Origin of the sequence: Vibrio sp. 2096, from assembly GCF_033339595.1 — a bacterium.
GTDB lineage: Bacteria > Pseudomonadota > Gammaproteobacteria > Enterobacterales > Vibrionaceae > Vibrio > Vibrio alginolyticus.
In genome coordinates this window covers 246,950-261,020 of sequence record NZ_JAWOUX010000007.1, presented here as the reverse complement: position 1 = coordinate 261,020, position 14,071 = coordinate 246,950, and the positions used below count along the sequence as shown (strand labels likewise).

Annotated in this window: 13 protein-coding genes and 1 pseudogene; 5 read left to right on the top strand and 9 right to left on the bottom strand. The window is 44.8% G+C overall.

Going from position 1 to position 14,071, the window contains the following annotated elements:
- Positions 1-144: 144 nt before the first annotated feature.
- Positions 145-468, bottom strand: a pseudogene (locus R7Q41_RS15485) (IS1-like element transposase); the annotation flags it as partial.
- A gap of 394 nt (positions 469-862) precedes the next feature.
- Between R7Q41_RS15485 and R7Q41_RS15480 the strand changes: the two are divergent.
- Entirely contained in the window at positions 863-2,467 is a 1,605-nt protein-coding gene (locus tag R7Q41_RS15480; RefSeq protein WP_213906691.1) for a S8 family peptidase, read from the top strand.
- A gap of 261 nt (positions 2,468-2,728) precedes the next feature.
- Here R7Q41_RS15480 and fabG read toward each other — a convergent pair whose 3' ends face one another.
- The 4 genes from fabG to R7Q41_RS15460 all read right to left on the bottom strand — a co-directional run bounded on the left by fabG (position 2,729) and on the right by R7Q41_RS15460 (position 6,604).
- Positions 2,729-3,448, bottom strand: a complete 720-nt coding sequence (fabG, locus tag R7Q41_RS15475) for a 3-oxoacyl-ACP reductase FabG (RefSeq protein WP_017633598.1) — start codon at positions 3,446-3,448, stop codon at positions 2,729-2,731.
- A 299-nt stretch (positions 3,449-3,747) separates the two neighbouring features.
- Entirely contained in the window at positions 3,748-4,542 is a 795-nt protein-coding gene (locus R7Q41_RS15470; RefSeq protein WP_318108166.1) for a metal ABC transporter permease, read from the bottom strand.
- A gap of 3 nt (positions 4,543-4,545) precedes the next feature.
- Complete coding sequence (locus R7Q41_RS15465) at positions 4,546-5,472, bottom strand: metal ABC transporter solute-binding protein, Zn/Mn family (protein ID WP_318144566.1); 927 nt, start codon at positions 5,470-5,472, stop codon at positions 4,546-4,548.
- Complete coding sequence (locus R7Q41_RS15460; RefSeq protein ID WP_171345897.1) at positions 5,462-6,604, bottom strand: hypothetical protein; 1,143 nt, start codon at positions 6,602-6,604, stop codon at positions 5,462-5,464. The genes R7Q41_RS15465 and R7Q41_RS15460 overlap by 11 nt, the downstream gene beginning before the upstream one ends.
- A gap of 208 nt (positions 6,605-6,812) precedes the next feature.
- Here R7Q41_RS15460 and R7Q41_RS15455 point away from each other — a divergent pair, with 208 nt between their 5' ends.
- The gene (locus tag R7Q41_RS15455) at positions 6,813-7,484 is read left to right on the top strand and encodes a cupin domain-containing protein (protein ID WP_256913448.1); all 672 of its coding nucleotides are present in this window, start codon (positions 6,813-6,815) and stop codon (positions 7,482-7,484) included.
- Positions 7,485-7,557: 73 nt separating this feature from the next.
- On the opposite strand, the gene R7Q41_RS15450 is transcribed toward R7Q41_RS15455, so the two are convergent.
- A complete protein-coding gene (locus tag R7Q41_RS15450) occupies positions 7,558-7,797 on the bottom strand; it encodes a YdcH family protein (protein ID WP_005373737.1) in 240 nt (79 codons plus the stop codon).
- A 228-nt stretch (positions 7,798-8,025) separates the two neighbouring features.
- Between R7Q41_RS15450 and R7Q41_RS15445 the strand changes: the two genes are divergently transcribed.
- Positions 8,026-8,829, top strand: a complete 804-nt coding sequence (locus tag R7Q41_RS15445) for an SDR family NAD(P)-dependent oxidoreductase (RefSeq protein WP_191115795.1) — start codon at positions 8,026-8,028, stop codon at positions 8,827-8,829.
- Between the two features lie 78 nt (positions 8,830-8,907).
- On the opposite strand, the gene R7Q41_RS15440 is transcribed toward R7Q41_RS15445, so the two are convergent.
- Both R7Q41_RS15440 and R7Q41_RS15435 read right to left on the bottom strand, forming a co-directional pair.
- A complete protein-coding gene (locus R7Q41_RS15440; RefSeq protein WP_318144565.1) occupies positions 8,908-9,810 on the bottom strand; it encodes a LysR family transcriptional regulator in 903 nt (300 codons plus the stop codon).
- Positions 9,811-9,890: 80 nt separating this feature from the next.
- On the bottom strand, positions 9,891-10,760 hold the full coding sequence (locus R7Q41_RS15435) for an AraC family transcriptional regulator (RefSeq protein ID WP_086047523.1): 870 nt from the start codon (positions 10,758-10,760) through the stop codon (positions 9,891-9,893).
- A 125-nt stretch (positions 10,761-10,885) separates the two neighbouring features.
- Here R7Q41_RS15435 and R7Q41_RS15430 point away from each other — a divergent pair, with 125 nt between their 5' ends.
- Positions 10,886-12,034, top strand: a complete 1,149-nt coding sequence (locus R7Q41_RS15430) for a PLP-dependent aminotransferase family protein (protein WP_017819834.1) — start codon at positions 10,886-10,888, stop codon at positions 12,032-12,034.
- Positions 12,035-12,444: 410 nt separating this feature from the next.
- Positions 12,445-13,473, top strand: a complete 1,029-nt coding sequence (locus tag R7Q41_RS15425) for a hypothetical protein (RefSeq protein ID WP_285357052.1) — start codon at positions 12,445-12,447, stop codon at positions 13,471-13,473.
- A gap of 79 nt (positions 13,474-13,552) precedes the next feature.
- Here R7Q41_RS15425 and R7Q41_RS15420 read toward each other — a convergent pair whose 3' ends face one another.
- The gene (locus R7Q41_RS15420) at positions 13,553-13,879 is read right to left on the bottom strand and encodes a DUF4156 domain-containing protein (protein ID WP_031778841.1); all 327 of its coding nucleotides are present in this window, start codon (positions 13,877-13,879) and stop codon (positions 13,553-13,555) included.
- Positions 13,880-14,071: the final 192 nt, after the last annotated feature.

The following is a 14,071-nucleotide window of genomic DNA, read 5'->3' as shown; positions in this document are numbered from 1 at the left end:
TGAGCTTAGTGCGGTGAAAGTTGCACGCTGGGTTCTTAGAGGGACGACACTTGGTAACAGGTGTCGTCTACTCGACAAAAGTGTGTTTCAGTTCTTAAATGGGGAAGTGTTTTCCTCATATACCTCAACCAATACAGCTAGCCTTTCAAGTTTACAAATTAGTCTTATATTTGCTTTATCGAAAGGCATTGAGGTTACTTACCTTGGCGAGATTTTTTAAAGTACTCAATACTGTGTTGTATACGACATTCAACACTTGTACTGTTTCCCTAACGCCAGAGCTATTCATTGACATATCAACAGTTTTTTCTTTTACATCTGGCTTGCGGGCTTCGTAAACGTAATCGAGTTAAAGCTCTTTCGACACTCGATACATCTGGAGCGAGGAGAGCCAGAATGCCCTTTTCCATGTTCACGAACGGGCTCTGTTTTATTACAGAAACGATATTGAACTTGGATAGTAACCATGAGTTAAAAACATCAGAAATCAGGTGGCTATATTAACATCTATCAACCGATTTGAGTTATGACCAATAAAAGGATAGTTAGGTTTTTATTGCGTAAATTATCGGTAAGATGAAGTCATATAACAGGCAATATTTCAGGTGTGTAGAATTATTCTATTTTAGGGATTTTGCTCTAAGTCTAAATGAATCTTTGCATTTCAATTTCAATAAAGCTTGGTTATTGATCATGTTTCTGAGTATGCGAATTATCATCAGTTATGCATATGATTGCTCATTGTCTAGTTTGACTTGTGTAACGTCACTTCAGCACGCACTACGCTGATTGTCTGTGTTTTCGTGTTGACAGTTTGGTACTAGGTAAAAATCAACAAGACTATGATTTCGAGGAACATTTTATGTTAAAGAAACTACTAAGTTGTTGTATCACCTCCGCACTCTGTTTTCATTCTTCTCTCGCTTTTTCGCAACCCAATGAGATTGCGGACAGTGCAGAGTTACAACAAGCTCCGGACATATTACCAGCCACATTAATGCTCGCACCGGACGAGATCGCCATTGCAGATCGCTACATAGTGGTATTTCAACAACCGCAAATGATGGCGAGCAACTCAACGGAATTCGAGCAATTCACGCAACAATCCGTAGACCGCATGTCTGGTTTGTATTCGGTAAAAGTGGAGTCGGTTTTTGACCACTCGATAAGTGGATTTGTCGCTAACTTGAGTCCTGAGCAACTAAAAGATCTGCGTTCTGATCCTCGTGTGGACTACATTGAGCAAGACAGAATCCTATCGCTTGACCCAATAGTCTCGGCAGACGCAAATCAAACCAATGCCATTTGGGGACTAGACCGAATCGACCAACGAAACTTGCCACTCGATAACAACTACAGTGCCAACTTTGATGGGACTGGGGTAACGGCTTATGTCATCGATACTGGTGTGAATAACGCGCATGTTGAGTTCGGTGGTCGCTCAGTTTCAGGGTATGACTTTGTCGATAACGATGCAGATGCAAGTGACTGTAATGGACACGGCACACACGTAGCGGGCACCATTGGCGGCAGCTTGTATGGTGTTGCGAAAAACGTCAACCTTGTCGGCGTGAGAGTATTGAGCTGTACCGGATCGGGTTCTACTTCTGGTGTTATTGCCGGTGTGGACTGGGTGGCTGCGAACGCTTCCGGACCTTCAGTCGCCAACATGAGTTTAGGCGGCGGTCAATCCGTCGCTCTGGATAGTGCGGTGCAAAGTGCGGTTCAGTCAGGTGTCAGCTTTATGCTAGCAGCAGGTAACTCCAACGCCGATGCGTGTAACTATTCTCCAGCACGCGTTGCTTCCGGAGTAACTGTCGGATCGACCACTAGCACGGATGCACGTTCGAGTTTTTCAAACTGGGGCAGTTGTGTGGATGTATTTGCGCCAGGTTCACAAATCAAATCTGCATGGTATGACGGTGGCTACAAAACCATTAGTGGCACTTCGATGGCGACGCCACATGTGGCGGGTGTAGCAGCATTGTATCTTCAAGAAAACAGTTCACTGTCTCCAAGCCAAGTAGAGGCCTTGATCGTTAGCCGCGCAACTAGCGGAAAAGTGACGGACACAAGAGGCAGCGTGAACAAGCTACTTTATAGCTTAACGGATGCAGATTGTGGCCAAGACTGCGGTGGCCCAGACCCAACACCGGACCCAGAAGGCAAATTAACCTCGGGCGTGCCAGTAAGTGGTTTAAGTGGTTCAACTGGTCAAGTAGCGTATTACTATGTTGATGTAGAAGCTGGGCAGCGCTTAACCGTACAAATGTATGGTGGCAGTGGCGATGCGGATTTGTATCTCCGTTTTGGAGCAAAACCAGCACTGAATGCATGGGACTGCCGACCTTTCAAATACGGTAACAATGAAACATGTACGGTCAGTGCGACGCAAAGTGGACGTTATCACGTCATGATTCAAGGTTACTCAAACTATAGCGGTGTCAGCATTCAAGCGAGCTACTAGTTATTTTTCTCGTTATTAGAAGAGAACAAAGCCCGCTTTTCGGTGGGCTTTTCTTTTGGGAATACTGTGCTTTAGGGAATGCAGTGTTTAAGAGGAGACGCTATTCAAACGTATTGGCCTTTTGCTTCAAAAACTCAACTCGAAGCGGCATCGAAGCTTTCTATTAGTAGTTAGTAGTACTCACATAAGTCGGGTTCCTCAAACAAAAACGCCCTTCATATAAGTAAAGGGCGTTTGTTATTTGACGTTTTGATTAGCGAGCTATAACACCAGCCCACCGTCAATCTTGAGCACTTGGCCTGTGATGTAGGCGCTCTTATCTGAGGTTAGGAAAGAGACGCCATTGGCAATATCTTGAACTGAGCCCATGCGCCCTAATGGGGTTTTGCCTTCCATCATTTGAATGACTTTCTCTGGCAGGTTCTTGGTCATGTCGGTGGCGATAAAGCCTGGCGCGACACAGTTGACGCGTATCTGTGCACCCTTTCTTGAAAGTTCTTTCGCCCAGCCTTTGCTCATTGAGATGACGCCGCCTTTACTTGCGCCGTAGTTGCTCTGGCCGATATTACCATCCGTTCCCACTATAGAAGAAATGCTAACAATACTGCCTGTGCCCTGCTCTAGCATGACAGGAGCAACACGTTGGGTGAGTAAGAACACCGCTTTTAGGTTCACGTCGATCACGCTGTCCCAGTCTTGCTCTAACATATCTGGCAACAATGCATCTCGAGTGATGCCCGCGTTGTTAACCAGAGCATCGATTCTTCCGTGCTGCTCTACAACACTTTCTACTACTTCACTTACGGCTTCGGCATCACACAAGTTGACTTGATAACTGCTTAGCTGCGCCGACTGACTCCATTCCACGGGCGATATGTCTAGCCCGATTACGTGGAATCCATCCTCCAGTAATTGTTCACAAATCGCTTGGCCAATACCACGAGCCGCACCAGTGACTACTGCTACTTTTTCCGGTTTCATCTTGGTCTTCCTTAAATGTTGAGATTACAAATTCGCTTGTATCCCTAGCGTTTTTGTTTTTATGCCTAGTCGCGTTACAGCTGCGCTTCTCATACGCAGGGTCTTTTATATCTTATAAAAACTATAGAAACAGTCTGGGAGTCGGATGTGAACTAATCAAGGCAACTTGATGACTATGGCAAGATCAACGTAAGAAAGTGTGTTGGAAGGCGCAAAGTTACACGATTGGAGGGCTTGGATAGAAAAGTATTGGTCTGATTAATCAAATACTACTTCATCAGACCAATATTACTTGTCTCTTAATCTCTTACAAAAGCTGGTTTTGTTATTTTCACCAGAAAAGGCTGAAGCAAGAGATTAAACAACATGCCAGCAATAAACAGGGTGATCACAATACTCGCACCACTCGGTAAGTCATAGCGAGCCGATGCGGCAACACCCGATAAGATCCCAACAATACCAATGCTGATACTGGCGACAAAGAATCGAGTTCCCTTCAATGCTGCCGCACATAAAGCTGGAATCACCAACAAAGCAAATTCTAAATAAATGCCGGTTAACTTGACCGTAATGGGCATCAGAATAGCAAAGATCAGATAAAAACCACTACCGCGCATAAACGCAGGTTTTAACCAAACCAATAGCAACATCGCAGCGGTAATGAGTGCCAAAGGCCAGACGTCTGCCCAAGTCGCCCATAACAGTTGCCCATTAAGAATGCCTTGAATAAAGTCTCCGCCGTGTGGGTCTTTGCTCACCAGCAGGATTGCCAGCGATGCAGACACGACAAACAAGCTGCCAATCATGGGCTCTAAATGCTGCTGGTATCGTTTCTCCATAAGGGCGATCAAACCGCAAAGCATCAAAGACATCACCCAAGGGCCAATCATTTCGCCAAAGAATGAGCCTGAGAACAGCGCGTATTGGCTCAACCAGTAGTGGCTAAGTGCTGCCCCCAATGCCGCGACTTGCGCCACCGCCAAATCTATAAAGATGATCTGACGATTAAGAACTTGTTGCCCCAGAACGATGTTGCCAACTAACGCAATTAAACCACACAAAACCGCAGGTAAAAGCCATGCATAATCAGCCATGGCTCAGATCTTCACAGGAACGGGCGGCACTAACACATCCAGTAAATCATCAATGACCTGATCGTACATCTCATCCAAGTTTTCACCCTCAGAAACGGTCAATGGCAGTTGAATCACAGGTTTGTCAGTATGATCTTGCAACCAGTTCGCTGGACGCTGATCCTGATGAGAGGAGTAAACAATCGCATCAAAACTGTCAGCATCTAACTTGGTAAGTGATTGCAGGTGAGATGTGGTCGGTGAAATGCCCGGTTTAGGTTCGAGATCGGCAATCTGCTTCATTCCGAGCCAATCGTACAAATAACGATACGTCGCGTGATAACCGACAACTTGCTTACCCTTTAAAGCAGCCCCTTTCTCATTCCATTCTTTAAGCTTTTTACGCCAATGAGCACGAAACTTCATACCATTCACTTGGTAACTTTGTGCGTTGTCGGGATCAATCGCTTTTAGGCGATCCGTGACTTTACGAGATAATGGAATCATGTCATTTGCCGCAAATTGAACATGTGGGTTTCCGTGCGCATGAATGTCCCCCATGCTGCGGTCGACATGATCATGAGTGTCTAACATGCGCACGAAATCGGTCGCGTAGATCATGCTTTGTGAACCGTTTTTCACCGCACCATTGCTACTGCGAACTTGCAACATAGGCAACCATCCTACTTCTAACTCCGCGCCGGAACACATTGCCATGTCGGCTTGGCGCATCTTTGCAATCAAAGAAGGGCGAGCTTGTACATAATGAGGATCTTGCTTGGCGGTGGTCGCGGAATAGATGGTCGCGTCTGGGGCGTGACTTTCGAGAAGGGCTTTCCATTCTGGCTCACAAACAAAGATGTTCAGAGCCGAAGCAGGCGAAGCAATGATGGCAGCTCCTGCCGCCATCATCACCAAACTGCATTTATTCAATGTCAGCTTAGAACGCATGAGCACCGTGCGCTCCAAATGTCATCACGTATTGCAGAGTGAACACGTTGTCTGTCTCGCTGTCTTGGTTATCAATGCGAGTGTATTGCGCACGGATAGTACCGAAATGAGAAGAATCCCATGCGATCATCGCATCCATTTCTTTATCATTCAGCTCAGTGAAATGCATGTGGTCGCCGTGTGCATGACCATCGTAGCTTTCTGCTTCGCCGTAACGTAGACCTGCTGACCAGCTTGGGTTGAAGCGATAAACACCCGAAACATAGTAAGCGCTTAAGTTGTCTGGTGACTCTGCATCGTTTTTATATTTGCTGTCTACCACACCGTCTAACAGCATGTATTCAGCCGATAGCGTGAAGTTGCTGTATTTGTAATTACCGTCTGGTGCCCATTTCCAAACAAAATCAGCACCGTAAAGGTTCGCACCTGTCACTGCTGCGCCATGATGGTGATCGTGCTCATGCTCTTCTTCATGACCGTGGTCGTGATCTTCGAATTCTTTAACCTTGCCGTTTTCGTTACGCAGGTAACTTAAACCAAACTGCCAACTTGAAGATTCGGAGAAGTCACTACCAAGCTTCAGCGTCGTGGTGTACACGCCAACTTCAGAACCATCTTCAACAGAAGACATTTTGCTACCACTGAGCGCTTCTACACCAAGTTTTACGTAAAGGTCGGTTGGCAACACGATGTTTGCACGTACACCATCATCGTAGTAGTGCGAGCCAAGGAAAGTACGATAAGCAATTGGACGCTCAACAAAGCTATCGGTGTGCATGTGTTGGTTATTCAGGTAACCAAAGTCAGATAGGAATCGGCCAGCGCGCACATTTACACCATATGGCAATGCCAAAGTTTCGATGAATGCCTCTTCAAGCTCTAATTCTGTATCATCACCATGACTTTCAAGAACCGCGGTCAATGCGCCGTAAAACTTGTCGTCGATATTTGATGAGAAGTTTAATTCCGTATGGCCTAGACCAAAGCCTTCTTCGCGCTCAGAATTATGACGTTGGCCATCTTGGTAGTAGCCATCAACAACAACACCAATCTGTGGGTTCGATAGTGTGTCGGCAAAAACAGGGGATGCAAAAATGCTACCGATCACGAGAGACACCAATTTCTTATTCACTACTTTTTCCTTTTTGTTATGTTATAACATTTAATTTTTCGATGTTATAATATAACAATTCTCATTACACAAGCGGAAATTTAAATTAGGCTCCGATTTCATGTTCGTACTCAATCCATGAATTGGGCTATCAACAAATGAATCAATTGATGTTTTTTATACGTATACTAATGAGAATTAGTAATTAAATAAGTAACGGAATTTCAATATGTTGAATATGGATTTTTCAAAAAGAATCGTGATAGATACTGCTCAACAGGAATGGATCGCCAGCCCTTCCAAAGGTGTGTGGCGCAAACCTTTGGAACGAGAAGCCGAAGAATCAGGGCATACCACCAGCGTCGTTAAGTACGAGCCAAATTCGCAGTTTTCAACTCATCCTCACCCTCAAGGAGAAGAAATATTGGTGCTCGAGGGGGTATTCTCTGACGAATACGGTGACTACCCTGCCGGCACTTACCTTCGTAACCCTCCAGGAAGTCAACACGCACCATTTAGCGAAGAAGGCTGTGTGATTTTAGTTAAACTAAATCAGTTCGAATCTGAGGATCTTGAAACAGTTCGCATTAATACAAACCAAGCGAGCTGGCAGAGTGGTGTCGGTGGGTTGCAAGTCATGCCGCTGCATAATTTTGAGCACGAACATGTCGCGTTGGTTAAATGGCCAAAAGGTGAGAAATTTCAACCACACCGTCACTTTGGTGGTGAAGAAATTTTTGTGTTATCGGGGGAATTTAAAGACGAGCTAGGAACCTATCCTCCCTACTCTTGGATACGCAGTCCACATATGAGTGAGCACTTTCCTTTTGTAGAGCAAGAAACGGTCATTTGGGTAAAAACAGGCCACCTGCCACTCCAAGCTCCTGCTCAGCAATCCTAGTGTTTGCACACTTGGCATCGTCCATTGGAACTAAAATCGGCCCGCAATTTACGAGCCGATGATCATTTCGTCACTAAGAACCCATTATTCGCGAGTGGAGCCAGTCTTTGAGCTCAGCCCGGTTATGTTTTAACACGTTCATTTCGTGATCATCAATCGGGCTTCCTTGAAGTTCTAGTACGCGGATTTCCTTATCTAAAGCATTGTAGTTTTTAACGGTTTCAGCAAATGATGCATCGTTTTCGGTAAGCTGAGTAATGGTATCCAAATGTTCTGGGAATTCATGAGTTAATGAGTGATTTTCACCTAACATAGAGACCTCTTGGCTATTATTTGAGTACAAAATAGTGCCTAATTTTTGAGCACCACATGTATAACCGTAGCATCTAATGAGACGTTAATTCGTCGCACCGTCCACAAAAAGAACAACAAAGTTATTTTCAATTTTTCCTAGAAAGTGTTTTCTTTTTAGTCTCAATAGTCGAATGCAAAAGATGCCACTATGATCGTTCTATATTAACCCTCAACAATGAGAGCGATCATGCGAAAGACAATTCTAGTTACTGGATCTACTGACGGTATTGGTTTAGAAACCGCGAAAATGTTAATTAACCGTGAACAACACGTAATAATCCATGGCCGGAATATAGAGAAAGTTCAACAAGTTGAGCAAAGTTTGAGGGAGATGAAAAGTGGTAAAGTTGAAAGCCTTGTTGCTGATTTATCCTCTCCCAATGCGGTAAAACAGATAGTGATGGAGATAACAGAACGGTTCAATCATTTAGACGTCATCATTAACAATGCTGGTGTGTACGCAACACCAAATCCAAGAACTAAAGAGGGTCTTGATGTACGCTTCGCAGTCAACACCATTGCTCCCTACTTACTCACTAGAGAGCTATTGCCGTTGCTCGGAGATACGGGTCGTGTGGTTAATTTGTCTTCAGCTGCACAAACAACAGTAAACACTAGCGCTTTACTCGGTAACAAACCATTGTCAGATGGCGAAGCATATGCCCAAAGCAAATTGGCATTAACGATGTGGTCACGAGCAATCGGACTAAAGCTTAAGAACACTGGCCCTATGTTGGTATCAGTAAACCCAAAATCATTCCTAGGTAGTAAGATGGTTAAAGATGCTTATGGGGTTGCTGGTGGTGATATCCGCTTAGGAGCAGATATTCTAACTCGCGCTGCGCTATCAGAAGAGTTTGCTCAAGCGCATGGTATGTACTTCGATAATGACATTGAAGCATTCGCGCCCCCACACCCTGATGCATTAGATCAAAGCAAAACACAGCAGATAATTGATAGTATTGAATTAATCCTAAGCAAACTCTATTAATAACAATTAAGAATTATCTTGAGGTTCGTTTTTTATTCGGACCTTAAAAACAATGTATTCGATAAGTGAAACTTGTTATCACTTTTCCGCAAACTCCCAATAAGGTGGCGTGCCATAGTATTCAGCAAAGTAATCAATAAAGGCACGCACCTTAGGCGCAATTAAACGAGAGCTTGGGTACACAGCCCAAATCCCAGCATCCATCGCTAAAGGGTGATCTTCGAGTGCTTCCACTAGCTGACCACTTTGTAATTCTTGATAAACACTCCAAACCGAGTTGATAGAAATACCTAACCCGTTTACCGTCGCGTCTCTCATCGCATCACCATTATCGGTTTTAAAACGACCAGAAGTTCTTACATTGAACATTCCATCTTTTGTATTGAATGACCAATTATTCATTCCAACTAAGTTAATACACTCATGATTCGTCAAGTCTTGGGGCTTGTTGGGTCTCCCAAATTGTTCAATATAATCTGGTGATGCAACGATAATACGACGATCTGGCGCAAGCTTTCTTGCGACCAATGAAGAATCTTTCAACTCAGCGACACGAATGGCGACATCAAAACCTCCCTCAACCAGATCCATAATGGAATCAGAAAATCGGCAGTCCACGGTTAACCCTGGGTAACGCGCCATAAAACCTTTTAATGCGGGCACAATATGCAAGCGACCAAAAGTTGCAGAGGCGGTTATACGTAATACTCCCGTTGGCGCGCTCTGCCCTGAGCCAACAGCTCCCCTTGCTGCCTCCACTGTTGCAAGGACCTCCTCCGCGTGAGGTAAAAAAGCCTGCCCCTCTTCAGTTAAGGAAACTTTGCGTGTGGTGCGATGAACTAAACGAACTCCTAAGCTGTCCTCAAGTTTGTTGATGTGCGCACTAGCGACAGCAGGAGAAAGTCCAAGCTCCTGACCAGCCATGCTGATGTTGTGTGTCGAAGCCAAACGGACAAATAGCTTTACATGATCGATGTTCATTTAATTTTCAATTATTTGTAAAAAATCATCATATAGAGCTTAGCATTTTATTCCTTACGGATAGTAAATAAAGACTCCAATTAGAAAAAGCTGATGGGCAGATAGAAGTCCAGCTCAAACGCCTCATCATGGCTAAGGAAATGGTTTTTATGATAGTGAACATAAGCGGGAGTAGAACGCTGCTTAAAGCCTGAATTCGGCAACCACTTCTCTAACACCATACTCAATTGAGGAAGAAGCTCTCCATATACCCCTGTTAAGCGAAAAACAGCATGCAAACCACCCGGAATCGTCATTTGATTCACGACACCGCGTACTTTAAGCGGCTTATCAATCGCCATACAAGCCACATAGCGACACTTATCGAGCTCGACCCAAGCGGGGTTGGAGTGATGCAAACCGTATTGAACCGAAAAGTCCCGATTCTCAGAGCTTGCCCACGCCTTCAAAATCAGCCACGCATTGCGAATGGAACGGCTATAACCCTCATGCCGCACATAAGCCGCAAAGCGTTGTGGAACCTCCATAATTTTAGGTTCTGGCAACTCGCGTTGAGCAACCCGATGATAACCCGCAGCCACTTCCGGATCTTTTAGATACGGCTTTTCTGCGACTTGTAAATCATGCTTTCGCCACGCGCCAGGAGACATAGCGAACGTTGCTTTAAATGCTCGGCTAAAAGAAGATACCGAGCTAAAGCCGCACTTGTTAGCAATGTCTAACACCGACGAGCTGGTATCAAACATCAGTTGATTGGCGGCGTATTCCATTCTTGTGCGACGGATATATTGATGGACAGACTCCCCTACCACATCTTTAAAAATACGATGGAAGTGCTGTTCAGAATAGGCTGCTACATCTGCTAGCTCTTTAGCCGATAAATCTCTGCTAATGTCCTGGTGAATGTAAAACAGCACGTCATTGATCCTAGAAACTTGTTGGTGGCTCACGGAGTAAATTTTCGCTTAAATAGCATAAATGGACATGTTTAACAGCATAAATGGACACACCAAGCTTGGCAATTTACCTATACTATTTCTGACATAAAAAAAGACAATTACGAGAAGCACAGCACATGGAAATCGCACAGTCATTACAACAAACTAAGTCATCCTACATCCGAGAAATCCTCGCAGCAGCGAGCGATAAGAACGTCATTTCTCTTGCAGGTGGCTTACCGGACGAAAAAACCTTCCCGATCGACTTAATGAAACCGACGCTCGAAAACCTCGCGAATATGCCAGAGGTGTTTCAATATGGCGCAACAGCAGGCTACGCCCCGCTACTTAACTTTTTGACCGATTATTACCAGCTGCCAGAATCTCATTTGGCGATGATCACAACTGGCTCTCAGCAAGGGCTAGATTTGATTGCGCGTGCGTACGTGAATCCGGGCGATAAAGTGGTGATGGAAGCACCGAGCTACCTTGGTGCTATGCAAGTATTCGGTCTAGTGCAAGCCAACATCGTGACCGTTTCACAAACCGAGTGTGGCCCAAACCTTGAAGAACTCGAACAATGCTTTGCCACGCAGCAACCAAAAATGTTCTACGCCGTACCCGATTTTCACAACCCAACGGGCGTATGCTGGGCGCTAGAGACTCGCCAAAAAGTTGCCGAGCTTTGTATACAATACGACGTGGCGTTCATTGAAGACGCACCATACCGCGAGCTGCGTTTTTCTGGTGAAGCGCTTCCACTGGTTTCGGACTTCTGCCCACAGCACTCCATCGTATTGCGCTCTTTCTCCAAAATAGCTTCACCAGGCTTGCGTATTGGTGTAGTTACGGGCAAAAGCAGCTACCTTGAGCCACTTATCAAAATTAAACAAGGTGCCGATCTGCACTCTAGTATTCCTATGCAAGCTTTGCTGCATGGCCTGCTGCAACATGACAACTTCGAAACGCACATTTCAACCATCTGTGCGCTTTACAAATCACGTTACGATGTCATGTTTGCTGAACTGCAAAAACAGCTGCCAGAAAGTTGCGTACTCAAACCCGTCGATGGTGGTATGTTCGTTTGGGTCGAAATTCCAGAATGCGACACCTTCGAACTGGCGAAAAACCTTCTCGCAAACTGGGTTGCTGTAGTGCCTAGCCCGGTCTTTTATCCAGAAGGTTCAAAGGTAAAAGCCGCTCTGCGTCTTAACTTTACCAATGCTACACCAGAAGAACTGACGACAGCTGTCTCTCGACTCGCGGATGTCCTCAACACGTTGTAATTGAACGCGAGTGTAAGAACCTGCCTTTGAGATTCAAAAAAGTCTCAAAGGCAGCATCAAAAAAGTTCCCCAAAAAAATTTATATTTTTCCTTCAAATCAACTCTCTACAGTAAGTGCCTGTTTTCTCTTGAACCTCTCAATCATATAAAAATGAGAACTCAATCACGTATTTGATGGTTAGAAAAGTTACGTCTATCTTTCAGTCAAAGACATCAACTTCGCAGCGTTAATGCTCTCAATTTCAGACACTTTATCAATCGTGGCTTAGCGGTTGATAAACGACTAAAAAAGCATCTGTGGGCAGACCCACTACGAAGGGTTGACCAGAACCATTCTGAATGTCGCGAGCCAATCTTTTGATTGGCAATTACGTCAGTGAATCGCACCAAATGACAGAGGGGTTATCAGGATGAATACTCGAACCACGACAGGACTCGTCACCATCGGCTGGTCCGTTACACTTTCACTTTTTACCGCATTCGCCGTGTATGCCAATACGTCGCCAAACTGTAGTGACGTATTAGCGGGCAACACAACCGCCGCATCGCAAAAAATGATGGTTTTATTGGGCGAAGACATCACCAAATCCAACCGTATAACTACGGTGATTCCAGCCGAAAACAATCCATTTGTGACCGAAGAACTGGTTTCGGTTTCTAACGACGTATCGCCAAACGGTCGTCTTTCACAAAAGAGTTTGGACGAGATTCGGAAAGTCCGCTCAAATCTAGAGAAAGCAGCACAGGAAGTAAGCCGATTACAGGGCACTTTTGAAGTGGCTTTCATCAGTTTGATTGATGGTTACTGCCAATTTTCTAATCATAAACGTACTCAACATGCCAAAATCGACTTTGACCATTTGGAAGGCCTCACTTTGTATTCAATCCCCGCTTTAATAGCAATGGTCGATCAGTCGTACTCCATGGCAAAGAATCGAATCGCTAATGAGCAGAAACAGTTAAGCGACATTGAAAAAGAGAAACAGCGGCAGAAACAACAAGCAACCGCGGCAGCAGCCGCTCGTTACCAAGACGGTAACGTACTCGTAAGAGTCGAGAACTTTGATGGCGCTAATGTGACATTTTCCGTTACTAACATTGGATCACAAGGATCATTACAACCAAATTTCAACACGTTTAATGCCTATCGCACAGAAAGTGGAGAATTAATCTACAAGTCAGAATCTTTACTACACCTGGCGGATACTGCAGGTAACACACTTGAAACAATGGGTATCGCTGAGCTCTCATCACAAGGTGGAAGTGACATATCGATCTCTCCTGGAGAAACCCGAAAATTCGTTACTAGCATTGCTTCAGAAGTCGCGCCACATACACAGTTGAGCTTAGAGTTTCCAGCCAAAGTACTTAATACCGAGCGAGACTTTACGTTGTCGTTTTCTGATACATCAGCGGTGGCGACAGCAAACGTCAATTAACGCAAAGTCTCCAGTATTTGTAGAGCGCATCAAAGACAGGCGAGCAGCGCCTGTCTTTCAATTATGATCAAGCCAATAGCTACTGTTTGCACTTGTAAGCATTTGCAAACATCGTCACTGACGTAGAAAAGCTCAACGGTTGATATAAGTACAAGGTATCTGCGCCTAAATCTGCCGCCTTGAGGCGCATTTGGTTTAACGTACCCCAAACCATGTCTTTATCGGCATGAAGCCAATAGTCGTAAAAGTGTCCTTCTGAGCCGATCACGGTACCCATTAGTTCACAGTTTTCAATCGCATTCACATTGTCCCAAAGCACCTGTACTTGCTCAGATTCTTGAGTTGGGAACGTCACACATCCCGTTAATGATGCCGCTAACGCGAGAGTCATCACTCGCTTTTTCATACTTATATCGCCAAAAATTTTCATAGATGGCAGATTTTATGAATGGCTGATGTGATGACTAGCAAAAACTTTTTATCGCGTGTTCAAGCAAACTTAATGGACAACGGAAAAGACTCAAAAGGTGATCATGCAACTAGCGAGCAAAAACCTAATCACTCAAACCTAGCAATAAAGCTGTATCTGAGATACAAC